The 24,433-nt window shown below is 72.8% G+C and carries 25 protein-coding genes; 15 read left to right on the top strand and 10 right to left on the bottom strand.

Annotation, left to right across the window (positions count from 1 at the left end; genetic code table 11):
* Positions 1-3: 3 nt before the first annotated feature.
* The 3 genes from sufC to NL142_RS09085 all read left to right on the top strand — a co-directional run bounded on the left by sufC (position 4) and on the right by NL142_RS09085 (position 2,929).
* Positions 4-774 (top strand): Fe-S cluster assembly ATPase SufC, encoded by a 771-nt coding sequence (gene sufC, locus NL142_RS09095; protein ID WP_012038416.1) that lies wholly within the window; start codon positions 4-6, stop codon positions 772-774.
* On the top strand, positions 771-1,106 hold the full coding sequence (locus NL142_RS09090) for a metal-sulfur cluster assembly factor (protein ID WP_012038415.1): 336 nt from the start codon (positions 771-773) through the stop codon (positions 1,104-1,106). Before sufC ends, NL142_RS09090 begins: the two co-directional genes overlap by 4 nt.
* Positions 1,107-1,330: 224 nt before the next feature.
* The gene (locus NL142_RS09085; RefSeq protein ID WP_043586702.1) at positions 1,331-2,929 is read left to right on the top strand and encodes an ABC-F family ATP-binding cassette domain-containing protein; all 1,599 of its coding nucleotides are present in this window, start codon (positions 1,331-1,333) and stop codon (positions 2,927-2,929) included.
* Positions 2,930-2,974: 45 nt separating this feature from the next.
* On the opposite strand, the gene NL142_RS09080 is transcribed toward NL142_RS09085, so the two are convergent.
* Genes NL142_RS09080 through NL142_RS09070 form a run of 3 tightly spaced genes read right to left on the bottom strand, consistent with a single transcriptional unit; the run spans position 2,975 to position 4,526 of the window.
* Entirely contained in the window at positions 2,975-3,820 is an 846-nt protein-coding gene (locus NL142_RS09080) for an SURF1 family cytochrome oxidase biogenesis protein (protein ID WP_435078955.1), read from the bottom strand.
* A complete protein-coding gene (locus NL142_RS09075; protein WP_435078953.1) occupies positions 3,817-4,074 on the bottom strand; it encodes a hypothetical protein in 258 nt (85 codons plus the stop codon). Before NL142_RS09075 ends, NL142_RS09080 begins: the two co-directional genes overlap by 4 nt.
* Complete coding sequence (locus tag NL142_RS09070; protein ID WP_194682478.1) at positions 4,071-4,526, bottom strand: DUF3099 domain-containing protein; 456 nt, start codon at positions 4,524-4,526, stop codon at positions 4,071-4,073. Before NL142_RS09070 ends, NL142_RS09075 begins: the two co-directional genes overlap by 4 nt.
* Before the next feature lie 119 nt (positions 4,527-4,645).
* On the opposite strand from NL142_RS09070, the gene fabG reads away from it, so the two are divergent.
* Positions 4,646-5,356 carry a 3-oxoacyl-ACP reductase FabG gene (fabG, locus tag NL142_RS09065; protein ID WP_194682479.1) on the top strand — a complete coding sequence of 237 codons (711 nt, stop codon included), beginning with the start codon at positions 4,646-4,648 and terminating at the stop codon, positions 5,354-5,356.
* Between the two features lie 23 nt (positions 5,357-5,379).
* Positions 5,380-6,336, top strand: a complete 957-nt coding sequence (locus NL142_RS09060; RefSeq protein ID WP_435078950.1) for a phosphotransferase enzyme family protein — start codon at positions 5,380-5,382, stop codon at positions 6,334-6,336.
* A gap of 20 nt (positions 6,337-6,356) precedes the next feature.
* On the opposite strand, the gene serB is transcribed toward NL142_RS09060, so the two are convergent.
* Positions 6,357-7,055 carry a phosphoserine phosphatase SerB gene (gene serB, locus NL142_RS09055; protein WP_435078948.1) on the bottom strand — a complete coding sequence of 233 codons (699 nt, stop codon included), beginning with the start codon at positions 7,053-7,055 and terminating at the stop codon, positions 6,357-6,359.
* Positions 7,052-8,293 (bottom strand): glucose-1-phosphate adenylyltransferase, encoded by a 1,242-nt coding sequence (locus NL142_RS09050; protein ID WP_435078946.1) that lies wholly within the window; start codon positions 8,291-8,293, stop codon positions 7,052-7,054. Before NL142_RS09050 ends, serB begins: the two co-directional genes overlap by 4 nt.
* A gap of 46 nt (positions 8,294-8,339) precedes the next feature.
* On the opposite strand from NL142_RS09050, the gene glgA reads away from it, so the two are divergent.
* The 3 genes from glgA to NL142_RS09035 all read left to right on the top strand — a co-directional run bounded on the left by glgA (position 8,340) and on the right by NL142_RS09035 (position 10,790).
* Complete coding sequence (glgA, locus tag NL142_RS09045) at positions 8,340-9,524, top strand: glycogen synthase (RefSeq protein ID WP_435078944.1); 1,185 nt, start codon at positions 8,340-8,342, stop codon at positions 9,522-9,524.
* Between the two features lie 87 nt (positions 9,525-9,611).
* On the top strand, positions 9,612-10,400 hold the full coding sequence (locus NL142_RS09040; protein ID WP_435078942.1) for an ABC transporter ATP-binding protein: 789 nt from the start codon (positions 9,612-9,614) through the stop codon (positions 10,398-10,400).
* A 132-nt stretch (positions 10,401-10,532) separates the two neighbouring features.
* Entirely contained in the window at positions 10,533-10,790 is a 258-nt protein-coding gene (locus NL142_RS09035; RefSeq protein ID WP_086513528.1) for a type B 50S ribosomal protein L31, read from the top strand.
* Positions 10,791-10,864: 74 nt separating this feature from the next.
* Here the strand turns inward: NL142_RS09035 and NL142_RS09030 are convergent, their stop codons facing one another.
* Both NL142_RS09030 and treS read right to left on the bottom strand, forming a co-directional pair.
* Entirely contained in the window at positions 10,865-11,566 is a 702-nt protein-coding gene (locus NL142_RS09030; protein ID WP_435078939.1) for a 3'-5' exonuclease, read from the bottom strand.
* 10 nt (positions 11,567-11,576) lie between these two features.
* The gene (treS, locus tag NL142_RS09025) at positions 11,577-13,310 is read right to left on the bottom strand and encodes a maltose alpha-D-glucosyltransferase (protein WP_174239530.1); all 1,734 of its coding nucleotides are present in this window, start codon (positions 13,308-13,310) and stop codon (positions 11,577-11,579) included.
* 126 nt (positions 13,311-13,436) lie between these two features.
* On the opposite strand from treS, the gene NL142_RS09020 reads away from it, so the two are divergent.
* Positions 13,437-14,333, top strand: coding sequence for an alpha/beta fold hydrolase (locus NL142_RS09020; RefSeq protein WP_435078936.1), 897 nt, complete (start codon positions 13,437-13,439; stop codon positions 14,331-14,333).
* Entirely contained in the window at positions 14,330-15,424 is a 1,095-nt protein-coding gene (locus tag NL142_RS09015) for a glycosyltransferase family 4 protein (protein WP_435078934.1), read from the top strand. Before NL142_RS09020 ends, NL142_RS09015 begins: the two co-directional genes overlap by 4 nt.
* Positions 15,425-15,477: 53 nt before the next feature.
* Here NL142_RS09015 and NL142_RS09010 read toward each other — a convergent pair whose 3' ends face one another.
* The gene (locus NL142_RS09010) at positions 15,478-16,122 is read right to left on the bottom strand and encodes a histidine phosphatase family protein (RefSeq protein ID WP_435078932.1); all 645 of its coding nucleotides are present in this window, start codon (positions 16,120-16,122) and stop codon (positions 15,478-15,480) included.
* Complete coding sequence (locus NL142_RS09005) at positions 16,119-16,973, bottom strand: Sir2 family NAD-dependent protein deacetylase (RefSeq protein ID WP_012038398.1); 855 nt, start codon at positions 16,971-16,973, stop codon at positions 16,119-16,121. Before NL142_RS09005 ends, NL142_RS09010 begins: the two co-directional genes overlap by 4 nt.
* Before the next feature lie 156 nt (positions 16,974-17,129).
* Between NL142_RS09005 and NL142_RS09000 the strand changes: the two genes are divergently transcribed.
* Together NL142_RS09000 and NL142_RS08995 are read left to right on the top strand one after the other, a co-directional pair.
* Entirely contained in the window at positions 17,130-17,939 is an 810-nt protein-coding gene (locus tag NL142_RS09000; protein ID WP_043586732.1) for a TrmH family RNA methyltransferase, read from the top strand.
* Complete coding sequence (locus NL142_RS08995) at positions 17,936-19,150, top strand: D-alanyl-D-alanine carboxypeptidase family protein (protein WP_435078929.1); 1,215 nt, start codon at positions 17,936-17,938, stop codon at positions 19,148-19,150. Before NL142_RS09000 ends, NL142_RS08995 begins: the two co-directional genes overlap by 4 nt.
* Before the next feature lie 15 nt (positions 19,151-19,165).
* On the opposite strand, the gene NL142_RS08990 is transcribed toward NL142_RS08995, so the two are convergent.
* Positions 19,166-19,957: an SGNH/GDSL hydrolase family protein gene (locus NL142_RS08990; protein WP_435078927.1), complete on the bottom strand. Its 792-nt coding sequence runs from the start codon at positions 19,955-19,957 to the stop codon at positions 19,166-19,168.
* Between the two features lie 125 nt (positions 19,958-20,082).
* On the opposite strand from NL142_RS08990, the gene NL142_RS08985 reads away from it, so the two are divergent.
* The 3 genes from NL142_RS08985 (at position 20,083) to NL142_RS08975 (ending at position 24,194) form a co-directional block, all read left to right on the top strand.
* A complete protein-coding gene (locus NL142_RS08985; RefSeq protein ID WP_435078925.1) occupies positions 20,083-20,934 on the top strand; it encodes a VOC family protein in 852 nt (283 codons plus the stop codon).
* 51 nt (positions 20,935-20,985) lie between these two features.
* Complete coding sequence (locus NL142_RS08980; RefSeq protein ID WP_435078923.1) at positions 20,986-22,185, top strand: acyl-CoA dehydrogenase family protein; 1,200 nt, start codon at positions 20,986-20,988, stop codon at positions 22,183-22,185.
* A 200-nt stretch (positions 22,186-22,385) separates the two neighbouring features.
* A complete protein-coding gene (locus NL142_RS08975) occupies positions 22,386-24,194 on the top strand; it encodes a DEAD/DEAH box helicase (RefSeq protein WP_435078921.1) in 1,809 nt (602 codons plus the stop codon).
* Positions 24,195-24,433 lie beyond the last annotated feature (239 nt).

Raw genomic sequence — 24,433 nt, 5'->3', positions numbered from 1 at the left:
CGCATGTCAACTCTCACCATCACCGACCTGCACGTCAGCGTCGACACCGAGCAGGGTCGCAAGCAGATCCTCAAGGGCGTCGACCTCACGATCAACGAGGGCGAGATCCACGCGATCATGGGCCCCAACGGCTCGGGCAAGTCCACGCTGGCGTACACGATCTCCGGTCACCCGAAGTACCACGTCGACTCCGGCTCCATCACGCTCGACGGCGTCGAGGTCCTCGACATGACGGTGGACGAGCGCGCCCGCGCGGGCCTGTTCCTCGCCATGCAGTACCCGGTCGAGATCCCCGGCGTCACCACCACCAACTTCCTGCGGACGGCGAAGACCGCGATCGACGGCGAGGCCCCGGCCATCCGCGGCTGGATCAAGGACGTCCGCTCCTCCATGGCGGCGCTCAAGATGGACCCCGCGTTCGCCGAGCGCAACGTCAACGAGGGCTTCTCCGGGGGCGAGAAGAAGCGCAACGAGGTCCTCCAACTCGAGCTGCTGAAGCCGAAGTTCGCCGTGCTGGACGAGACCGACTCCGGCCTCGACGTCGACGCGCTCAAGATCGTCTCCGAGGGCGTCAACCGCGCGAAGGCGAACACGGGCCTCGGGCTCCTGCTCATCACGCACTACACGCGCATCCTCCGCTACATCCAGCCCGACTTCGTGCACGTGTTCGTCGCGGGCCGCGTCGCCGAGCAGGGCGGCCGCGAGCTGGCCGACCGCCTCGAGGAGGAGGGCTACGACCGCTTCCTCACGCCCTCGACGACGGTGGACGCGTGAGCACGCAGAGCACGCTGACCCCGCAGAAGTTCGACGAGGTCGAGGAGGCGCTCAAGGACGTCATGGATCCCGAGCTCGGGATCAACGTGGTCGACTTGGGGCTCATCTACGACCTCGCGTGGGACGACGAGAACGATGCCCTCATCATCCACATGACGCTGACGTCGGCCGGCTGCCCGCTCACGGACGTGCTCGAGGAGCAGACCGCCGAGGCGCTCGACGGCGTGGTGGACGCGTTCCGCATCAACTGGGTGTGGATGCCGCCGTGGGGTCCCGACCGGATCACCGACGACGGCCGCGACATGATGCGGGCGCTCGGCTTCTCCATGTGATCCTCCGCCCGACCGCTCCTCGACGACGGCCCCACCCGCTCCGGGTGGGGCCGTCGTCGCGTCGCCCGGCGATCGTCGGGAGGGGCTGCCGGCCCCGCGTCTCGTACACTGGACCGGTCGGGTCCGATGGACGCCCTCGACCGACCGGGCTCGACCCCCTCTGCTGCGGGTCGCCCCTCTCCCACGGACCGTGGGACATCCGCTCAACAGAAGGACCTCTCACCGTGCTCGCTGTACACGAACTGGAGCTGCGCGTCGGCGCCCGCGTCCTCATGGAGGACGTCTCGTTCCGGGTGAGCCCGGGGGACAAGATCGGCCTCGTCGGCCGCAACGGCGCAGGCAAGACCACGCTCACCAAGATCCTCGCGGGAGAGGGCCAGCCCACGGGCGGCCGCATCGACCGCTCCGGCGAGATCGGCTACCTCCCGCAGGACCCGCGCTCCGGCAACCCGGAGGACCTGGCGCGTACGCGCATCCTCGACGCCCGCGGCCTCGGCACGCTGTCGCTCGACATGCAGCGCGCGATGCTGGACATGGCGTCCACGGACGACAAGGTCTCCGCGAAGGCGATGAAGGACTACGGCCGACTCGAGGAGCGCTTCGTCGCGCTCGGCGGGTACGCGGCCGAGGCCGAGGCCGCGTCCATCGCGAGCAACCTCAGCCTGCCCGACCGGATCCTCGACCAGCCGCTCAGCACCCTCTCCGGCGGTCAGCGCCGCCGCATCGAGCTCGCGCGCATCCTGTTCTCCGGCGCCGACACGATGCTCCTCGACGAGCCCACCAACCACCTCGACGCCGACTCCGTCACCTGGCTGCGCGAGTTCCTCAAGGGCTACCAGGGCGGCCTGATCGTGATCAGCCACGATGTCGAGCTCGTCGGCGACACCGTGAACCGCGTCTTCTACCTCGACGCGAACCGCATGGTCATCGACATCTACAACATGGGCTGGAAGCACTACCAGCGCCAGCGCGCCGCCGACGAGGAGCGCCGCAAGAAGGAGCGCGCCAACGTCGAGAAGAAGGCGGGCGTCCTCCAGCTGCAGGCCGCCAAGTTCGGCGCCAAGGCGTCCAAGGCCGCCGCCGCCCACCAGATGGTGCGACGCGCGGAGAAGATGCTGTCCGGCCTCGAGGAGGTGCGCGCCGTCGACCGCGTGGCCAAGCTGCGCTTCCCCGAGCCCGTGGCCTGCGGCCGCACGCCGCTCATGGCGAGCGACCTCAGCAAGAACTACGGCTCGCTCGAGATCTTCACGGCGGTCGACCTCGCGATCGACCGCGGCAGCAAGGTCGTCATCCTCGGCCTCAACGGCGCGGGCAAGACGACGCTGCTGCGGATCCTCGCGGGCGTCGACCAGCCCGACACCGGCCGGCTCGAGCCCGGCCACGGCCTGCGCATCGGCTACTACGCGCAGGAGCACGAGACCATCGACGTGAAGCGCAGCGTGCTGGAGAACATGGTGTCCTCCTCGCCCGACATCTCCGAGATGGAGGCGCGCCGCGTGCTCGGCTCGTTCCTCTTCACGGGCGACGACTCGGCGAAGCCCGCCGGCGTCCTGTCCGGCGGTGAGAAGACGCGCCTCGCGCTCGCGATGATCGTCGTGTCCGGCGCCAACGTGCTGCTGCTCGACGAGCCCACCAACAACCTCGACCCCGCGAGCCGCGAGGAGATCCTCGGCGCGCTCAACACCTACTCGGGCGCCGTGGTGCTCGTGAGCCACGACTCTGGCGCGGTCGAGGCCCTCAACCCGGAGCGCGTCCTCATCATGCCGGAGGGCACCGAGGACCATTGGAGCCCCGACTACATGGACCTCATCGAGCTGGCCTGACCCGGCCCGGCCGGGGCGATCCGCCCGGCCGCCTGGGGCGTCCGCTCAGCGCGCGTCGTCGAGGATCCGGTCCTCGACGTCCGCGTCCGACGGCTGCTTCCGCGCGCGCTTGGCCTGTCGCGCGCGTTCGCGGTCCTGCTCCTCGGGATCGTCCTGGTTGATGATGCGGTACTCGTTGCGGATCGCGACGCCGAGGCCGACGAACGCGATGACGGCGAACACCAGCCACTGGAACGCGTAGGAGAGGTGCGGGCCCTCGTCCTCCTCGGGGCGCGGGGCCGCGAAGGGCGCGGCCTCGGCGGGCGCGGGATCCTCGGAGATGAGCAGACCGTACGCGCCCGTGAACGTGGGCGACCCGACGCGCTCAGCGATGTCGGGCAGGTTGACGGTGGCGATCTGCCCCTCGGGGGCGGAACGCCCCGGCAGCTCCGGTTCGCCGGCCTTCAGCCGCGCGGTCACCGTGACCTCGCCCGCGGGCGGGGCGGGGACGGAGTCGGGGGAGTCCTGCGAGTTGCCGATGGGCACCCACCCGCGGTCGACGACGAACACCCGCCCGTCGTCGAGTCGCAGGGGCGTGAGGACCTCGAAGCCGGGCTGGCCGTTGAACGGCCGGTTGCGCGCGAGCAGCTGCTCGTCCACGAGGTAGGTCCCGGTCATGGTGACCGGGGTCCACTTCTGCGTGTCGACGTACGCCGACGCGTCGGCGAGCACCTGGTCGACGGGCTGCGGCGCGCGATCCCAGTTGTCCTCGACCTTGGCGATCTCGGCGAGGGCCTCGTCGCGGCGCGCGAACTGCCAGTGGCTGAGGAGCACGCACGCGATGGCGAACACGACGGCGACGGCGAGGTAGCCGGCCCACCTGCGGTTGAGGACGAAGCGCCAGCGGCTCACGCGATCGCTCCCGCGACGGGCGCGTCGATCGCGGCGACGCGCACGGGGAAGTCGCGACCGGCGAGGAAGTCGCGCAGGAAGCCGACGTGCTCGTCGCACGCGGTCCACGTCTTCACCCGCTCGGGTCCGTGGATCCGCGGGTTGCGCCACTCGACCCGCCAGGCGGCGTCGACGCGGCAGCCCGCGCGCGAGCACTCGACGACGTCGGAGGACGGCCCGGCGGATTCGAGGCCCCAGGAGGCGAGCCCGCTCACGCGTCGGTCGGGGTGTCGGGCGCGGCCGCGCCGCCCGCGGTCGAGGGACGGACGTCGGAGGCGCGCGTGGGCTCGGGCGCGCGACCGGTCTCGTAGGTCGTGAACGGCTCGGGCGTGGTGAACGGCTCCGACGCGCGGAACGGCTCCGAGGGCACGTACGGCTCGGCGGGCGGCGGGAAGCCGGAGTGGCGGGCCGACACGACCACCACGCCGCCGGGTCGCTCGACGGCCGTGCCCTGGTTGCCGCCGACGTTCGCGAGGATGACGGCGAAGTACGGGAGCACGATGGCGCCGATGGCGGCGACGGCCAGCCACCAGCCCTGGAGGAAGAGGCAGGACAGGATGCAGACCATGCGGATGCTCATCGCGATGGTGTACTTCACCATGCGGGCATGGCGGTCCTCCTGCGGGGACCGGGGGAGGCTGGTGACCGACTGCTGGGGAGCTGGCATGCGTGGTTGGCGTCCTTCGAGGGAGCGACGCGCTCCCCATCGAGACCAGGGTACGCCGCGCCACCGATAGGCTCGTCCGCGTCCGCGAGCCCCCGCCGAGCCGTAATGGAAGGTCCCCCATGAGCACCGCACGCACCGTCGTCGTCACCGGAGGCAACAGGGGGATCGGGTACGCGATCGCCGAGGAGATGCTGCGTCAGGGCCACCGCGTCGCCGTCACCGCGCGCTCCGGCAATGGCCCCGAGGGCAGCCTGACGGTGCGCGCCGACGTGACGGACGCCGCGTCCGTCGACGCCGCGTTCACGGAGGTCGAGGCCGCGTACGGACCGGTAGAGGTCGTGGTCGCCAACGCGGGCATCACGCGCGACACCCTCATGATGCGGATGAGCGACGACGACTTCACCGAGGTGGTCGACACGAACCTGGGCGGCGCCTTCCGCGTCGTCAAGCGCGCGTCGAAGGGCATGCTCAAGGCGCGCTTCGGGCGCATCGTCCTCATCTCCAGCGTCGTCGGGCTGTACGGCTCCGGCGGGCAGGTCAACTACGCGGCATCCAAGAGCGGGCTGGTGGGCCTCGCCCGCTCCGTCACGCGCGAGCTCGGCGGCCGCGGCATCACCGCGAACGTCGTCGCGCCGGGATTCATCGAGACCGACATGACCGCGGAGCTGCCCGAGGCGACAGCCGCCGAGTACAAGAAGTCCATCCCGGCCGGCCGCTACGGCACCGCCGCCGAGGTCGCGGGCGTCGTGGCGTGGGTGTCCTCCGACGCGGCCGCGTACATCTCGGGCGCCGTGATCCCGGTCGACGGCGGCCTCGGCATGGGTCACTGACGCCGACCGTCGAGGAGAGCGCCGTGTCCGACCTCCTGGCGGCCTGGGACACGGGTCCCGCCGCGCTCACCGAGCTGGGGGCCACCCACAACCACGCATACCGGGTCGACGTCGACAGCGGATCCCTCTACCTGCTGCGACTGCACGTCGCGCGGCGGAAGCAGCGCGAGATCGACCTGGAGCTCGACTGGCTCGATGTGCTGGCCGCGCGCGGCGGGCCCTCCGTGCCGGTGCCGCAGCGCACGCGCGACGGCTCCTGGACGGCGACCGTCGAGGTCGCCGTGCCGGACGACGACGAGATCGGCCTCCGCCGTGCGGTGGTCGGTGCGTCGGGCGGACGAGTGGAGCGGCGTCTCGCGAGCCTGCTTACCTGGCACGACGGCGAGATGCTGAGCAGCCTCCCCGCGTCGGCCGATGCGGGCCCGTTCGCCGAGACGCTGGCCGCCCTGCACGCGGCCGGCGCGGATCCCATCGCCGTCGGGCTGGCGGGCCAGCGTCGCCGATACGACGCGGACTACGCGACCATCCGCCTGGAGCGCCTGGTCGAGGGCTACCCCGGAATCATGTCCGACGGCTCCACCGCCGACGCGCTGGCCGGCGCGATCGAGGAGCTCCGCGCCACCCTCGCGGAGGCCGGGCCGCCGATCATGGTGCACGGCGACTACCACCCGGGCAACCTGATCCAGGGGCCGACCGGCGTCTCCGTCATCGACTTCGACCGGTGCGGCCTGGGGCCAGCCGGCCTCGACGTGGCCGCCGCGATCATGTACCTCGCGCCCCGCCAGCGCGCCCAGTTCCACCGCGCCTACACGGCGGCGGGCGGCAGCACGGGCGTCCCGGACGAGCGCTTCGGCGCGTTCATCTTCCTGGCGTACCTCGACAACGTCACGCACCTGGCGAGCCTGCCGTCGGAGCGTGAGCGGATGCCCGCGAACATCGCCCAGCTCGCCGCGATCGCCCGGGCGGTCGTCACGGGCTGAGGCGCGGACGCGGCGACGCGTCAGCGCGGGAGGCCGAGGAGCGCGAGCACCTGCGCGAGGTCCCGGCGGTCGACGCACACGTCGGCGCGACGGCGGACGGCGGGCTTCGCGTCGAAGGCCACCGAGAGCCCGGCCACGGCCATCATCTCCAGGTCGTTGGCGCCGTCGCCGACCGCGACGACGCGGGCGAGCGGGATCCCGAGCTCGCGGCTCCATTCCTCGACGGCGGCGCGCTTCGCGGCGGCGTCGATGACCGGTCCCGTGACGCGTCCCGTGAGGCAGCCCTCGAGGGCTTCCAACCGGTTGGCGCGCCACAGGTCGAGCCCCATGCGCTCGGCGAGCGGATCCAGGAGCTCGTGGAACCCGCCCGACACGACGGCGACGACGTGGCCGGCGTCGTGCAGCCCCTGGATCATGCGCTCGGCACCCGGCGTGACCCGGATCCGCGCGCCGACCGTCGCGTGCACGGAGGACGGCAGCCCGGCCAGCGTCGCGACCCGCGAGCGCAGGCTCTCCGCGAAGTCGAGCTCGCCGCGCATCGCCCGGTCGGTGACGGCGGCGACCTCGTCGAGGGAGCCCGCCTCGGCGGCGAGCAGCTCGATGGCCTCGTCCTCGATGAGGGTCGAGTCGACGTCGAGCACCACGAGCATGCGCGGCAGGGCAGGGGTGACGGGCGACTCCGACGGGGCGGGCGGCGTCAGCGGGCTGGCGATGCTCACGGGGTGACGCGCACGCCCTTGCCCACGACGGTGATGCCGCCGTCGGTGACCGTGAAGCCGCGTTCGCGGTCACGATCGTGGTCGACGCCGACCGTGGCGCCGGGCTCGACCTCCACGTCCTTGTCGAGGATGGCGCGCGTGACCACGGCGCCCGCCCCGATGTGCACCTTGTCGAACACGATGCTGTCGACGATCCGCGCGCCCGACTCCGCGATGACCCACGGGCCGAGCACGCTGCGCTCGACGTGGGCGCCGCTGATGACGCCGCCGAGCGAGGTGATCGAGTCGATCATGGTGCCCGTGTTGCCCTGCGCGTCGCGGACGAACTTGGCCGGCGGGCTGTTGAGCTGCTGGCTGAAGATCGGCCAGTCCTTGTTGTAGAGGTTGAACACCGGCAGGGCCGAGATGAGGTCCTGGTGCGCGTCGAAGAACGACTCGATCGTGCCGACGTCGCGCCAGTAGTAGCGATCACGGTCGTTGGCGCCGGGCACCTCGTTGCGGTTGAGGTCGTAGACGCCCGCGTTCCCCTGCTCGACGAACCACGGCACGATGTCGCCGCCCATGTCGTGCGCCGACTCCGCGTTCTCGCCGTCGCGGCGCACCGCGTCGATGAGCTGGTCGGTGTCGAAGACGTAGTTGCCCATGGACGCGAGCACCTCGCCGGGGGAGTCGTCGAGGCCCTGGGGGTCCTTCGGCTTCTCGAGGAACGCCCGGATCTGGTAAGGGTTCGCGGGGTCCACGTCGATGACGCCGAACTGGTCGGCGAGCTCGATGGGCTGGCGGATCGCCGCGACCGTGGCTCCGTGGCCGGACGCGATGTGCGCCTCGATCATCTGGCTGAAGTCCATGCGGTAGACGTGGTCCGCGCCGACCACGACGACGATGTCGGGCTTCTCGTCGTTGATGAGGTTGAGGCTCTGCAGGATCGCGTCCGCCGATCCGCTGAACCAGCGCTTGCCGAGGCGCTGCTGCGCGGGCACCGACGCGATGTAGGAGTTGAGCATCTGGTTGAGGCGCCACGTCTGCGACACGTGCCGGTCGAGCGAGTGCGACTTGTACTGCGTCAGCACCACGATCTGCGTGAGCCCCGAGTTGATGAGGTTGGAGAGCGCGAAGTCGATGAGCCGGTACTGCCCGCCGAACGGGACGGCGGGCTTCGCCCGGTCCGCGGTGAGCGGCATGAGGCGCTTGCCCTCGCCGCCGGCGAGCACGATTCCAAAGATCTTCTTCGATGCCATTGCCCCAGCGTAGATGCACGTCGGGGCATGTACTAGCGTTCGACCAATGCGAGCAGACGTGATCACCAAGGAGTATCCGCCCGAGGTCTACGGGGGTGCCGGGGTCCATGTCACGGAGCTCGTCAAGGCGATGCGGCAGCAGACGGAGGTCGTCGTCCGGGCCTTCGGTGCGCCCCGTGACGAGCCTGGCGTGTTCTCCTATCCCGTCCCGTCGGAGCTCGCGGGCGCCAACGCGACGCTGCAGACGATGGCCGTCGACCTCGCGATCGCGAGCGACGTGGCCGGTGCCGACGTCGTCCACTCGCACACCTGGTACGCGAACCACGCGGGTCACGTCGCGTCGATGCTGCACGGCATCCCGCACGTCGTCACCGCGCACAGCCTCGAGCCGCTGCGGCCGTGGAAGGCCGAGCAGCTGGGCGGCGGCTACCGCGTCTCCAGCTGGATCGAGCGCACGGCGTACGAGGCGGCCGACGCCGTCATCGCGGTCAGCGACGGCATGAAGCGCGACATCCTGCGCTCGTACCCCGCGCTCGACGAGGCCCGGGTGCACACGGTCTACAACGGCATCGACCTCGAGGCGTGGTCGCCCGTGCACGACGACGAGCTCGTGCGCTCGCTCGGCATCGACCCGTCACGGCCCTCGGTCGTGTTCGTCGGGCGGATCACGCGCCAGAAGGGCCTGCCCTACCTCCTCCGCGCGGCCGCGCTGCTGCCCGCCGACGTGCAGATGGTGCTGTGCGCGGGCGCGCCCGACACCCCGCAGATCATGGAGGAGGTCACGGCCCTCGTCCGCGGCCTGCAGGAGGAGCGCTCCGGCGTCGTCTGGATCGACCGCCTGCTGCCGCGCCGCGAGCTCTCCGCCGTGCTCACCGCCGGCACCGTCTTCGTCTGCCCGTCGGTGTACGAGCCGCTCGGCATCGTGAACCTCGAGGCCATGGCGTGCGGCGCTCCCGTCGTCGGCACGGCCACGGGCGGGATCCCCGAGGTCGTCGACGACGGCGTCACCGGCCGCCTCGTCCCCATCGACCAGGCCACGGACGGCACGGGCACGCCCACCGATCCCGAGCGCTTCGTGCGGGACCTGGCGGCCGCGCTGACGGAGGTCGTCGCGGATCCCGACGCCGCGCGGCGCATGGGGGAGGCCGGCCGCGTCCGCGCCGAGCGCGAGTTCGGCTGGGACCGCATCGCCCGCCAGACCGAGGCCATCTACGCGTCGATCCTGCGCTGATCGCGGGGCCGTGAGCCGCCGTCCGGTCCGCCCTGCGCATCCCACCGCCGGGCGGCGCGCGGGGCCCGGGCCGGTAGACTCGTGCGCATGAGCCACGTCCTCTCCCTGTCCGGAGTGTCCTTCGTCCGGAACGGGACGACCATCCTCGACCAGGTGGAGTGGACGGTGGACGGCGACGAGCGCTGGGTCGTCCTCGGCCCGAACGGCGCCGGGAAGACGAGCCTCCTGCAGATCGCCTCCGCCATGGCCCACCCGTCCTCCGGCACCGCGACGGTCCTCGACCACGAGCTCGGCCGGGTCGACGTGTTCGAGCTGCGCTCGCGCATCGGCTTCGCGTCCACCGCGATGGCCCGCCGCATCCCCGCGGACGAGACCGTGCTCGACGTCGTGCTCACCGCCGCCTACTCGGTCACGGGCCGCTGGAACGAGGACTACGAGGACATCGACGTGCGCCGCGCCCAGCGCGTGCTCGCGGAGTGGCGACTCGGCCACCTGGAGCAGCGCAGGTTCGGCACGCTGAGCGACGGCGAGCAGAAGCGCGTGCAGATCGCGCGCTCGATCATGACCGACCCCGAACTGCTGCTCCTCGACGAGCCGGCCGCGAGCCTCGACCTCGGCGCGCGCGAGGAGCTGCTGCAGCTCCTCGGCGGCTACGCGTCGGCGCCCGAGGCCCCGGGCATCGTGATGGTCACGCACCACGTCGAGGAGATCCCGCGCGGCTTCACGCACGGCCTGCTGCTGCGCGAGGGCGCGGTCGTCGCCTCGGGCCCGCTCGCGGACGTCATCACCGCCGACAACCTCGGCCGGGCCTTCGGCCTCGCGCTCGAGGTCACGCACGACGACGGCCGCTTCACGGCGCGCGCCGTCCGCTCCTGACCCCATCGGTCGACCCCCGGCGCGCCTGCCCGTTCGCGGCACCCGTCTGGTAGGCTCGTCCACTGGTCCGGTGATCATCCCGGGCACCCACGCTTCCCACGCAGAAACTCGAACCGACGAAGGACACCCCCGATGAAGACCGACATCCACCCCCAGTACGCCCCCGTCGTCTTCCGCGACCTCGCCTCGGGCGAGACGTTCCTCACGCGCTCCACCGTGGGCAGCTCGAAGACCATCGAGTGGGAGGACGGCAACACGTACCCCGTCATCGACGTCGAGATCTCGAGCGCCTCGCACCCGTTCTACACGGGCAAGCAGCGCATCATGGACTCCGCCGGCCGCGTCGAGAAGTTCAACTCGCGCTACGCGGGCTTCGGCACGAAGAAGTAGCAGCCTCCCGCTGCAGCACGAAGGGCGCCCGGCGCCGGCCGGGCGCCCTTCGTCGTCCGGGCGGGGGAGCGGGGTCAGGCTCCGGCGTGCCGCTCGGGCCACGCGCCGGACGTCGTGAACGCCGGATCGCGCGTGCGCCGCATGTAGTCCTGGAAGCTCTCCGCCTGGACGCGCGACCAGTCGACCTGGCGGTCGTGCAGGTCGAGGACGGGGATGTCGAGCTGGTCGGCGTAGCGGCCGGCGATGGCCTGGGCGACCCGACCGGCGGCGATGGCATCGGCTCCCGCGTCGTGCGCGTCGTCGAGCCGGACGCCGTAGTGCTCGGCGGCGACGGACAGGGTGCGCTTGCCGCGGCGGTAGGTGTCCACGGCCTTGTCTATGACGAGCGGGTCGATGACGGGGCCGGTGTCGCGCAGTGGCTCCACGCCGTGACGCACGGCCTCCCGGTTGAGGAGCGTGAGGTCGTAGGGCGCGTTGTAGACCACGAGCGCGAGGCCGCGGGCGAACATCTCGCGGATGGTGGTGACGATCTCGAGGACGACCACCGCGGCGTCGCGCCCCTCGGCGCGGGCCCGCTCCGTGGTGACGCCGTGGATGGCGGCCGCGCCCGCGGGGATCTCGACTCCGGGATCCGCGAGCCAGTCGTGCCGTTCGGTGACCTGCCCGTCCGCGTCGAGGACGACGATGCACGCCGTGACGATGCGGGCGGTCTCGACGTCCACCCCCGTCGTCTCCAGGTCGAACGAGGCCAGGGTGTCGTGCCAGCGGGAGGTCATCCTGTAGATGCTACGGGCGACCGCCGATGGCGGGCGCACCCATGTGCAGCCAGTAGAAGCTCTGCGTCGCGAGCGTCAGCGTGAGCCGGCCGTCGTCGCCGACCGTCGGGAAGACGCCGCCGCCGAAGAGGTCGTAGAGCTGGGATCCCGCGAAGTCGGACGCGTCGATCGTGACCGAGACGGGGTTGTGCGCGAACGAGAAGACGCAGAGCACGTCCTCCGCGCGGTCGCCGAAGTGCGTGCCGCTGCCCTCGTAGGAGCGGACGAAGGCGAGGACGCTCTCGTGGTCGGTCGGGAGCACGCGGATGGTGCCCTGGCCGAAGACCGGGTGGGCCTTGCGGACGTGGATCACGTTCCGCACCCAGTGCAGCAGGGAGCGCGACTGCGCCAGCTGCGACTCGACGTTGATCTGCGCGTAGTTGTAGACGAGCGACTGCACGACGGGCAGGTAGAGCTTGCCCGGGTCGGCGGTGGAGAAGCCCGCGTTGCGGTCAGGGGTCCACTGCATGGGCGTGCGGGACGCGTCGCGGTCGGGCAGCCAGATGTTGTCGCCCATGCCGATCTCGTCGCCGTAGTAGAGGAACGGGCTGCCGGGGAGCGAGAACAGGAGCGCGTGCACGAGCTCGAGCTCGGCGCGGGAGTTGTCCAGCAGCGGCGCCAGGCGGCGGCGGATGCCGATGTTGACGCGCATGCGCGGGTCGTACGCGTACCAGCCGTACATCGCCTGGCGGTATTCCTCGCTCACCATCTCGAGCGTGAGCTCGTCGTGGTTGCGGAGGAAGACGCCCCATGCGGCCGCCTCGGGGATCTCGAACGTCTCGCTCATGATCCGCTTCAGCTCGTCCGCGGTCTGCGAGCGGAGGGAGTAGAAGATGCGCGGCATGATCGGGAAGTCGAACGCCATGTGGCACTCCGGCTCCTCCTCGGTGCCGAGGAACGCGGAGACCTCGCGGGGCCACTGGTTCGCCTCGGCGATGAGGATCCGGCCCGGGTACTCCTCGTCGACCATGGCGCGGAGGCGCTTGAGGAACTCGTGCGTGGCGGGCTCGCCCTCGCCGTTGCCCTCCTCGGTCTCGTAGAGGTAGGGGATCGCGTCGAGGCGGAGGCCGTCGACGCCCATGTCGAGCCAGTGGCGGATGACGCCGTAGATGGCCTCGTGCACCTTCGGGTTGTCGAAGTTGAGGTCGGGCTGGTGCGAGAAGAAGCGGTGGAAGAAGAACTGGCGGCGCACCGGGTCGAAGGTCCAGTTGGACTCCTCGGTGTCGACGAAGATCACGCGGATGTCCTCGTACTTCTCGTCCGTGTCGCTCCAGACGTAGAAGTCGCCGTACGGGCCGTCGGGGTCGGACCGGGACTGCTGGAACCACTCGTGCTGGTCGGACGTGTGGTTCATCACGAGGTCGATGACGATGCGCATGTTGCGCTCGTGCGACTTGGTGACGAGCTCCTTGAAGTCGTCGAGCGTGCCGAACTCGGGGAGCACCGACATGTAGTCGCTGATGTCGTAGCCGCCGTCGCGGAGCGGGGACTGGAAGAACGGGGGGATCCACAGGCCGTCGATGCCGAGCCACTGCAGGTAGTCGAGCTTGGAGATGAGGCCCTGGATGTCGCCGGTGCCGTCGCCGTTCGAGTCGACGAACGAGCGGATCATCACCTCGTAGAAGACCGAGCGCTTGTACCACTGCTTGTCGAGGGTGAGTCCGGGCAGGGTGATGGGGGCGGTGAAGCTCACGGTTCTCCTCATGGGCGCGACGGGGGCGTCGACTCGGGGCGGGAATGCTCGTCCGCAACTCTAGGCGCGGAAGGCCGGGCGGACGGAGCCCGGCGCGCCCGGGGGCCGGGGCGGCGCCCGCTCGTAGACTCGTCCCCGATGACCGTCCACTCGCCCTACGCAGCCCAGCTCGACCGCATCCCCGTGGTCCGCCGCACCGTCGACCTCCTCGGGAGCCGCACCGCCTGGTGGGAGTACGGGCCCGCCGACGCCCCGCAGACGCTCGTCGTCGTGCACGGGTTCCGCGGGGACCACCACGGGCTGGAGCCGGTCGTCGCGCAGCTGCCGGGCGTGCGGATCCTCTCGCCCGACCTGCCGGGGTTCGGCGACTCGGCGCCGCTCGTCGACGCGCGGCACGACATCCCCGGCTACGCCGCATGGCTGCGCGCGTTCGTCGACGCCACCGGCACGCGCGACGCCACCGTGCTCGGGCACTCGTTCGGGTCCATCGTCGTCTCGGCCGCGCTGGCCGACGGCCTGCCGAGCCCGCGCGCGGTCCTGGTCAACCCCATCGCCGCGCCCGCGCTCGAGGGGCCGCGCGGGATCCTCACCCGGCTCGCCGTGCTCTACTACCGCGCCGCCGCAGTGCTGCCCGAGCGCGCGGGCTTCGGCCTGCTGCGCAACCGGGCCATCGTGCGGGTGATGAGCGAGGCCATGGCGAAGACGCGCGACCGCTCGCTCCGCCGGTGGATCAACGACCAGCACGACCGCTTCTTCAGCGCGTTCAGCGACCGCCGCGTCGTGCTCGAGGCGTTCCGCGCGTCGGTGTCGTCGGACGCGAGCACCTACGCGCCCCGCGTCGCAGTCCCCGTGCTGCTGGTAGCCGCCGAGCGCGACGACATCACGCCCGTGGCCGCGCAGCACCGGCTGCAGCGCCTCTTCGCCGACGCCCGGCTCGAGGTGATCCCGCGGGTCGGGCACCTCATCCACTACGAGACGCCCCGGGAGGCGGCCGGCTCCATCCGCGCGTTCCTGGACGAGGGGAGCGCGTCATGAGGCTCGTGTTCGACTGCAGGTACACGCGCATCGGCCGGCATGACGGGATCAGCCGCTACGGCGCCGAGCTCGTCGCGCGGCTGGGCGCGCGCTTCGACGTGACCATGCTCATCAGCGACCACCGCCAGCTCGCGCTCCTGCCCGACCTGCCGTGGCAGCTGGTCAGCTCGCCGACCGGGCCGCGCGAGCCGTGGGTCGCCCGACGCGTGTCGCGCATGCGGCCCGACGTGGTCTACAGCCCCATGCAGACGATGGGTTCCCGCGGCCGCACGTACCCGCTCGTGCTCACGCTGCACGACCTCATCTACTACCGCCACCGGCGTCCGCCGCGCGACCTGCCCGCGCCCGTGCGCGCGCTCTGGCGGGCCTTCCACCTCGCGTGGTGGCCGCAGCGGCTGCTGCTCGACCGGGCCGACGCGATCGTGACCGTGAGCGAGACGACGCGCGGCCTCATCCGCGCGCACCGGCTCACCACGCGGCCCGTGGTCGTCGTGCCGAACGCGGCAGAGCTCGCGCCCGCGCCCGACGGCCGCCCGGACGGGCCGCGCGACGCCCCCGCCGAGCGCACGCTCGTCTACATGGGCTCGCACATGCCCTACAAGAACGTCGAGACGCTCGTGCGCGCGGCCGACGACCTGCCCGACCACGAGCTGCACCTCATGAGCCGCGTCGGCCAGGCGGAGCGGGAGCGGCTCGAGGCGATCGCGGACGGCGCGCGGCTCGTCTTCCGCGACGCCGCGAGCGACGACGAGTACGCGTCGACGCTCCGGCGGGCGACGGCCCTCCTCACCGCGTCGCGGGACGAGGGCTTCGGCATCCCCGTCATCGAGGCGATGAGCGTCGGCCTGCCCGTGGTGGTCAGCGACATCCCGATCTTCCGCGAGATCGGCGGCGACGCGGCCGTGTACGTGGATCCGGACGACGCCGAGGGGTTCGCGGCGGCCGTGCGCGCGCTGGAGGACCCGGACGAGTGGCGGCGACGCTCCGCCGCGTGCATCGCGCGGGCCACCGAGTACGACTGGGACCGGTCGGCGGAGGCGCTCGGCGACCTCCTCGAGCAGGTCGCGCGGACGGGGCGTCGCGGGGCCTGAGGCCGAGGCGGTCGCCGACCGGTCGTCGTCCGCTCGGGTGCGGCGGACCCGGATCAGGCCCGGCGCGCCGGATCGAGGTCCGCGATCGCTCCGAGGTCGGCCACCCCGCCGAAGCGGAGCAGCGACAGCTCGCCGTCGACCACGCCGAACGTGTGCGCCGAGCCGTTCTCGATCATGGGCCCCGGGCGCCTGCCGAGCGACGCGTCGAGGCTCCGCGCCAGCGCCGCGATGACGCCGCCGTGCGAGACCGCGATGATCGACCCGCCGGGGTGCCGCTCCGCGAGCCGGAGGAGCGCCGCTCCCGCCCGCTCGGTCACGGACTCCACGGTCTCGCGGCCGGGCACGTCGCCGTCCGGGAAGCGCGCCTCGATCTCCGCGTGCGTGAGCCCCTCGGCGAGGCCGTAGCGGCGTTCGGCCAGCGCCGGCTCCGGCAGCGGGCCCGTCGCGGGCGCGCCGCCGAGCGCGAGGTGCTCCGCGATGATCGACGCCGTCTCGAACGCGCGGCTGAGCGGGCTCGCGTGCACCGCGTCCCAGCCCGCGCCGCCCGCGCCGCCCGCGACGGCCGCGGCGAGCAGCGCACCCGCGGTGGCCGCCTGCGCGCGGCCGGTGTCGTCGAGCGGGATGTCGCTGGATCCCTGCACGCGCCGCTCCACGTTCCACGCGGTGCGACCGTGGCGCACGAGCACGATCCGCGTCACGACGCGAGCTCCGTCGCGATGGCGCGGAGGATCTCGCTGGTGCCGCCCTCGAGGCGCACCGTGGCGCGGGTGTCGCCCTTCGTGGTGCCGCGGTTGAGGATCACGATCGGCATGCGGCTCCTCCGGGCGATCTCGAGCAGGCGGATCCCGGAGTTGACCGCGAGGGACGACCCGGCGATGAGGAGCACGTCCGCGTCGGACACGATGGCGCCGGCCTCGCGGAAGCGCTCGGTGGGCACGAGCTCCCCGAAGAAGACCACGTCGGGCTTGAGCATGCCGCCGCAGACGCTGCACACGGGGATCCGGAACCGGTCGACGTCGTGCACCTGGGCGTCGCCGTCGGGGTTCAGCTCCACCGCGTCGGGCAGGTCGAGCCAGGGGTTCTCGGCGCTGATGCGGTCGGCGATCGCGGAGCGCGCGTACGCCTGCCCGCAGTCGAGGCAGAGGACGCGGTCGAGCGAGCCGTGCAGGTCCACGACGCGGCGGGATCCCGCGCGCTCGTGCAGGCCGTCGACGTTCTGGGTGACGAGACCGCCCACCACGCCGGCCGCCTCGAGGTCGGCGAGCGCCGCGTGCCCGTCGTTCGGACGCGCGGAGCTGAAGGCCTTCCAGCCGAGGTGCCCGCCCGCCCAGTAGCGGCGACGGAAGTCGTCGCCCTCGCTGCGGAACTGCTGGAACGTCATGGGGTTGCGCTTCGGGGCGCCCTCGCCGCGGTAGTCGGGGATGCCCGAGTCGGTGCTGAGGCCGGCGCCCGTGAGGACGGCGGTGCGGCGGCCGCGCATCAGCTCGACCGCCTCGGCGATCGTGGACCCCGCCGGGGGTCGGGGATCGTCACGGAGAGCGGTGCTCATGGGGCCTCCCGGTGCCGAGCTGGCGCCCCGCCGTGTCGGCGGGCGGCGACGGGGCAGGGCATCATTGTCCTGTCGAGTCTAGACAGCGCATCCCCGCGACGGCTCCGCGTGATGAGGCTCCGCACCCGCGACGGGGCGGACGGAGGAAGGACCGGCGTGCACATCCACCGCATCGAGGACCTCTCCTCCCCGGGCCTCGAGGACTACTCGCGCCTCACCGACGTGGCCCTCCGCCGGGTGAGCGAGCCCGCGGGCGGCCTCTACATCGCCGAGTCCACCAAGGTCATGGGCCGCGCGCTCGCCGCGGGGCACGTGCCGCGGTCGGTCCTCGTGCAGGAGCAGTGGCTCGACGACGTCGCCCCGCTCCTCGAGGGCTTCCCGGACGTCCCCGTGTTCGTGGGCGCGGCCGCCGTGCTCGAGCGGCTCACCGGGTACAACCTGCACCGCGGGGCGCTCGCCGCGATGCACCGTCCGCCGCTGCCCGCGGTCGCCGACGTGCTGCGCGACGCGCGCCGGGTCGTCGTGCTGGAGGACATCGTCGACCACACGAACGTCGGGGCGATCTTCCGCGCGGTGGCCGGCATCGGCGCCGACGCCGTGCTCATCACCCCGCGCTGCGCGGATCCGCTCTACCGGCGGAGCGTTCGCGTCAGCATGGGCACCGTGCTGCAGGTGCCGTGGACCCGGCTGCCCGAGTGGTCGGAGGCCGCGCCGCTGCTGCACGAGGCCGGCTTCCACCTCGCGGCGCTCGCCCTGGAGGACGACGCCGTCACCCTCGACGCCTTCGCGGCGGATCCGCCCGAGCGGATCGCGCTCGTGCTCGGCACCGAGGGCGACGGCCTCAGCCGCCACGCGCTCCGCCACGCGGACTCGACGGTCGTGATCCCGATGCTGCACGGCGTGGACTCGCTGAACGTGGCCGCGGCGAGCGCCGTCGCCCTGTACGCCCTGCGGGTCCCCGCGTGAGCCGCGCCCGCCGCCTCACGCTGGCCGGCGTCGCCGCGGCGCTCGTGGTCTCGGCGAGCGTGTACGTGCCCGTCACGCTCACGGCGGATCCGCCCGCCGCGGTCGCGCAGGTCGACGCGCCGTCGCCCGTGGTCAACGTCCCCACGCCCGAGAGCTGGCCGGCCGAGGGCGTCTCGGCCGTCGGCGCCATCGGCTTCGACGGCGTCCTCGCGACGAACGAGGCCACGCCCGTGTCCCGGCCGATGGCGAGCATCACCAAGACCGTGACGGCCCTCGTCGTGCTGGAGGCGAAGCCGCTCGCGCCCGGGGAGGACGGGCCGCAGGTCACGTTCACGGCCGAGGACGAGGCGCTCCGCGGGGAGATCCTCAAGCAGGACGGGATCGTCGAGCCCGCGGTGCCGGGCACGAGCCTGTCGCAGCGGGACCTGCTCGAGGGCGCGCTGCTCGCGAGCGCCAACAACTACGCGGCGGCGCTCGGGGTCTGGGCGTACGGGTCGAACGACGCCTTCGTCGCGGCCGCGAACGCCTGGCTCGCCGAGCAGGGGCTCACGGGCACGCACGTCGCCGACGCGATGGGGCTCTCGCCGGAGACCGTGAGCACGACGGCCGACCTCGTCCGCATCGGCGAGATGGTGCTGGCCGATCCGGTGCTCTCGGGCATCGTCGACCAGCGCAGCGCCGACGTGGCGGGGGTGGGGACCGTGGAGAACCGCAACCTGCTGGCGGGCGTCCCCGGATTCCGCGGGATCAAGACCGGCACGCTCGAGCAGGCGGGCAAGTGCCTGCTCTGGGCGGTGGACACGAAGGTGGGCGACCGCGACGTGACCCTGGTCGGCGTGACGCTCGGCGCGAAGGACCACGCCGAGCTCGCCCGGCAGGTGACCGCGCTGCTGCCGACGGTCACGGCGAACCTGCACGTGGTGCAGGTGGCCTCCGCGGGGGAGCCCTTCGCCGACTACACGACGGCGTGGGGTGCGACCGCGCAGGCGGTCGCCACCGAGGACGAGTCGCTCCTGGTGTGGGGCGACACGCCGGTGACGACGACCGTCGAGGCGTCCGGATCCGGGGAGGCCGCCGCCGGCACCCAGGTCGGCGCGGCGACCGTCACGGCCGGGCAGCAGGCCGTGCGGGTGCCGCTGGCGCTCGACCGCGCGATCCCGGGTCCCGACGGCTGGTGGCGCCTCGGCAACCCGGGCGAGCTGCTCGGCTGAGGCCCCGCCGGCCCGTCAGCTCCCGGCGTCCACGCGCGTCCACGGAGACGCGTCCGGCCGCTTGGCGGTGCGCCCGTCGCCCGAGGACTGGTGGCGCAGGCGCCGCAGCACCCACGGCACGAAGTACGAGCGCGCCCAGTCGATGTCTCCGGCGCGCGCCTGGCTCCAGGTGCGCGGCGGGAACGGCTCGGGCTTCAACGGCTCGAGGTCGTTCTCGACGGCGAGCGCCTGCAGCACCATGCGCGCGACGGTGTGGTGCCCGAGCGGCGCGAGGTGCAGCCGGTCGACGTCCCACATGCGCGGATCCTGGATCTCGGTGAGCGACCACTGGTCGGCCACGATGCAGTCGTGCCGGGCGGCGACCGCGCGGATGTCCTCGTTGTAGATCGCGACCTTGCCGCGGAGCCGCCCGAACACGGGGGAGAACTTGACGTCCGTGCCCGTGAAGAGCACCACCGTCGCGCCCTCGGAGGAGAGCCGGGCGACCATCGCGTCCAGGCGCTCGGCGAGGCGGTCGGGGTCGGCGCCGGGCCGGAGGATGTCGTTGCCGCCCGCGGAGAGCGAGACGAGGTCGGGGTGCAGCGCGAGAGCGGGCTCGACCTGCTCGTCGGCGATCTGCCCGAGCAGCCGGCCGCGGATCGCGAGGTTCGCGTAGGAGAAGCCCTCGACCTGCCCGGCCAGCACCTCGGCCACCCGGTCGGCCCAGCCGCGGTGCCCGCCGGGGCTGCCCGGCTCGGGGTCGCCGATGCCCTCCGTGAAGGAGTCGCCGAGGGCGACGTAGCGGCGCCAGGGGTGGGGCTGGGTCATGCGGGTCCTTCCGGGTGGGTCGCTCCCATCATAGGAACGCCCTCGGGCGGCCCCGGGAATGCCGACTCGCATCCGTTTGTTGAGCATTCAAGCAATAGGATGCACCACCCGAGGAACGAGGACCCATGCCCGACCTGCTCTCCGCCGCCACGACCATGGGACCCGTGACCCTGCTGGTCGGCGACCTCGACCGGATGACCGCCTACTACCGCGACGCCGTGGGCCTCGAGCAGCTGCACGAGGGCACGGAGTCCACGACGCTCGGGCGCGGGGGAGTGCCCGCGGTCGTCCTCGAACCCGCGAGCGGCCTCGACCTCCCGAGCCCCGGGAACGCCGGGCTCTTCCACACGGCCGTGCTCTTCGACGAGCCCGCCGCGCTCGCCCGCTCCGTCGCCTCGCTCGCGCAGCGCGCCCCCGGCACCTTCGCGGGCAGCGCCGACCACCTCGTGAGCCGCGCCTTCTACTTCACCGACCCCGAGGGCAACGGCGTCGAGCTGTACACCGACCGTCCGCGCGACGAGTGGACGTGGCAGGACGGCCGGATCGTCATGGACTCGCTCCGGCTCGACCCGAACGCGTTCCTCCGGGACGAGCTCGCGCCCGTCTCCGACGCCGCCTCCGACGCTGCCGGCATCGGCCACGTGCACCTGCAGGTGGGCGACACGGAGCAGGCGTCCGCCTTCTACGTCGACACGCTGGGCTTCGAGCTCGTCGCCGGCTGGCACGGATCCGCGATCTTCGTCTCGGCGGGCGGGTACCACCACCACATGGCCATGAACACGTGGAACAGCAGGGGCGCAGGCCGCCGTCCCGCCACGCTCGGGCTCGGCACCGTGCGGATCGAGGTCCCCACGCGCGACGAGGTCGAGGCGGTGGACGCGCGCCTCCGCGCGGCGGGCGTCGCCACGCGCGACGACGGACGGGAGCTCGCCTTCGAGGACCCGTGGGGCAACGCCCTGGTGCTGTCCGCCGCCTGAGCGCCTGAACCCGGCGGGTCTCGCGACGGGCGAGCGGGGGAGACTGGGCGCATGACGCCCGACGCCCCGGCCGACCTGCCCGATCCGCTCGACCCGCTCGCGCACCTCGACGAGGCGCTCCTCGACCGGATCCGCTCCCGCGCCCCCGGGTACGACGCCCGCAACGCGTTCTTCGCGGAGGACCTCGACGAGCTGCGCGCCGCCGGCCACCTCCGGCTCCTCGTGCCGCGCGACCTCGGCGGATCGGGGGCCTCCCTCTGCGACGCCGTGCGCGCGCAGCACCTCCTCGCGCAGGCGGCGCCCGCCACGGCGCTCGGCGTGGGCATGCACCTCGTCTGGACGGCCGTCGCCCGGATCCTCGCCGACCGCGGCGACGACTCGCTCCGCGGCGTCCTCGAGTGCGCGGGGCGCGACGAGCTGCTGGCCTTCGCGATCAGCGAGCCCGGCAACGACCAGGCACTCGCCGACGCGCTCACGCGGGCCGAGCCCGACGCGGACGGCGGCTACCGGTTCACGGGCACGAAGTCGACGTCGAGCATGGCGCCCGCCTGGACCCGGCTCGGCCTCTTCGGGCGCGACGACACGGATCCGGAGCGGCCGCTCCTCGTGCACGCCTTCGTGCCGCGCGACGCGCCCGGCCTCGAGATCCCGCCCGACTGGGACACGCTCGGCATGCGGGCGACGCAGAGCCACACGGTGATCCTCCGCGACGTGCGCGCGGAGCCGGCCGACGTGGTCCGCCGGCGCGAGCACGGCCGCCGCGACGACCCCTTCGTCCTCGCCGTGCTGCAGGCGTTCGAGCTGCTCATCGCCGCCGTGTACGCCGGGATCGGGCAGCGCGCGCTCGACCTCGCCGTCGAGTCGGCGCTCCGCCGCACCTCCCGCGCGGCCGGCGGCGCGACGCTGGCCGCCGACCCCGGGATCCGGCACCTGGTCGCGGAGGCGGCGCTCGCGCAGGACGCGCTCCTCCCGCAGCTCACGGCGCTCGCGGACGACGTCGACCGCGGGGCCGACCACGGCGACCGCTGGGCGTCGCTCCTCGTCGGGGCGAAGGTCCGGGCGACCCGCACGGCGGCCGACGTCGTGCAGCGGGCGATCGCGGTCGCGGGCGGCGGATCCTTCCGCACGGGCGACGAGCTCGGCCGCCTGTACCGTGACGTGCTGGCCGGCGGCTTCCACCCGTCGAGCGACCGGCAGGCCGCCGAGACCATCGCGACGACGCTGCTCGGGCCGGTCCCGCGCGCGTCCTGAGGGGCCGCTCGACGCACGGTGGCAGTCGATCCGGGCCCCTCGCGCGGCGACGCGCCCGGACCGTCTCGGAGGCCCGGATCCGCCCGTCTCGCGCCGCGCCGACGGGAGGCCGCGGACGACGCGGATCCGCTCGCCGCGACGTGCCGGGACGGCTCCGCGATCGACGGGAGCGTCGCCGGGTGCGGGTATCGTGAGGTCGAGTGAGCACCATTCCGACCCCTCCACCGCACGTCGGATCCGTCGCGGCCGAGCACCTCTCGCCGGCCTTCCCGGAGCGCGCCGCCTGGGGCACCGTCAGCAAGCTGCGGGCCTGGCAGGAGGAGGCCCTCACCGCGTACTTCGAGAAGGAGCCGCGCGACTTCCTCGCCAACGCGACCCCGGGCGCCGGCAAGACCACGTTCGCCCTCCGCCTCGCCTCCGAGCTCCTCCACCGGAAGACCATCGACCGGATCACGGTCGTCGCGCCCACCGAGCACCTCAAGAAGCAGTGGGCCGACGCCGGGGCGCGCGCCGGCGTCCGCCTCGACCCCATGTACAGCAACAGCTCGGGCGCCCTCGGCAGGCACTACCACGGGGCCGCGGTGACCTACGCGCAGGTCGCCGCCAACCCCTACCTGCACAAGACGATGACCGAGTCGAGCCGCACCCTCGTGATCCTCGACGAGGTCCACCACGGCGGCGACGCGCTCAGCTGGGGCGACGCCATCCGCGAGGCGTTCGAGCGCGCGACCCGCCGGCTGTCGCTCACGGGGACGCCGTTCCGCTCCGACACCGCGCCCATCCCGTTCGTCAGCTACCTCCGCGACCACCGCGGCGTCCGCCTCTCGCAGACCGACTACGACTACGGGTACTCGCGCGCGCTCGCCGACGGCGTCGTGCGGCCCGTCATCTTCCTCGCCTACGCCGGCAGCATGCGCTGGCGCAACAAGATGGGCGACGAGATGGAGGCGCAGCTCGCCGAGGGCAACACGAAGGACATCACCTCCCAGGCGTGGCGCACGGCGCTCGCCCCCGACGGCGAGTGGATCCCTCAGGTGCTCGCCGCCGCCGACCGGCGCCTCAGCGAGGTGCGGCAGTCCATCCCCGACGCCGGCGGCCTCGTCATCGCGACCGACCACACGACCGCGCGCGCCTACGCGGCGATCCTGCAGCGGATCAGCGGGCAGCCCGTCACCCTCGTGCTCTCGGACGACGTCGAGGCGAGCGCCAACATCGACCGCTTCTCCGCGAGCACGTCGCGCTGGATGGTCGCGGTGCGCATGGTGTCCGAGGGCGTGGACGTGCCCCGGCTCGCCGTCGGCGTCTACGCCACCAGCGCGTCCACCCCGCTGTTCTTCGCGCAGGCCATCGGCCGCTTCGTGCGGGCCCGCCGCCGCGGCGAGACGGCGTCGATCTTCCTGCCGAGCGTCCCGAACCTCCTCGTGCTCGCCAACGAGCTCGAGCGCCAGCGCGACCACGCCCTCGACCGCGACTCCTCGAAGGAGGGCGACCTCTACAACCCCGAGGACGCCATGATGGGCGAGGCGAACCGCAGCGAGAAGGGGTCCGACTCCCTCCTCAGCGAGTTCTCCTTCGAGGCGATGGGCTCCGAGGCCACGTTCGACAAGGTGCTCTTCGACGGCGCTGAGTTCGGGCAGATGGCGGACGTGGGCAGCCTCGAGGAGGAGGAGTTCATCGGGCTCCCCGGGATCCTCGAGCCCGAGCAGGTGCGCGAGCTCCTCGCCCAGCGCCAGCACCGGCAGTCGAGGCACGCGAGCGAGCGCGAGCGCAAGCAGGCGGAGAGCGGCGCCCCGAAGGACCCGGACGACATCCCGCTGTACCGCACGCTCAAGGAGCAGCGGCAGCTCCTCAACAGCCTCGTCGGCATGCGCGCGAAGCTGCACGGCGAGCCGCACGGCCTCGTCCACGCCGAGCTCCGCCGCGTGTGCGGGGGGCCCGCGGTCGGCCAGTGCAGCGTGACGCAGCTGCAGCAGCGCATCGACCAGCTCCGTCGCTGGATGCGCAGCTAGCGCGCGAGGACGGACCGGGGGCAGCTCCGCAGGTGGATGCGCAGCCAGCCGGCTCGGATGGACCGGGGCAGCTGCGCAGGTGGATGCGCAGCTAGCGCGCGATGACGGACCGGGGCAGCTGCGCAGGTGGATGCGCAGCCAGCGCGCTCGGGACACCGGTCGGCTACCGTGACGCGCGTGGACTGGCGCGAGGACCGGATCGGATCGGCCAGGAGAGGCGAGAACCCCACCGTCCTCGC

Source organism: Clavibacter quasicaliforniensis (assembly GCF_051201715.1).
GTDB lineage: Bacteria > Actinomycetota > Actinomycetes > Actinomycetales > Microbacteriaceae > Clavibacter > Clavibacter seminis.
This window is presented reverse-complemented; position numbering and strand designations above follow the sequence as displayed.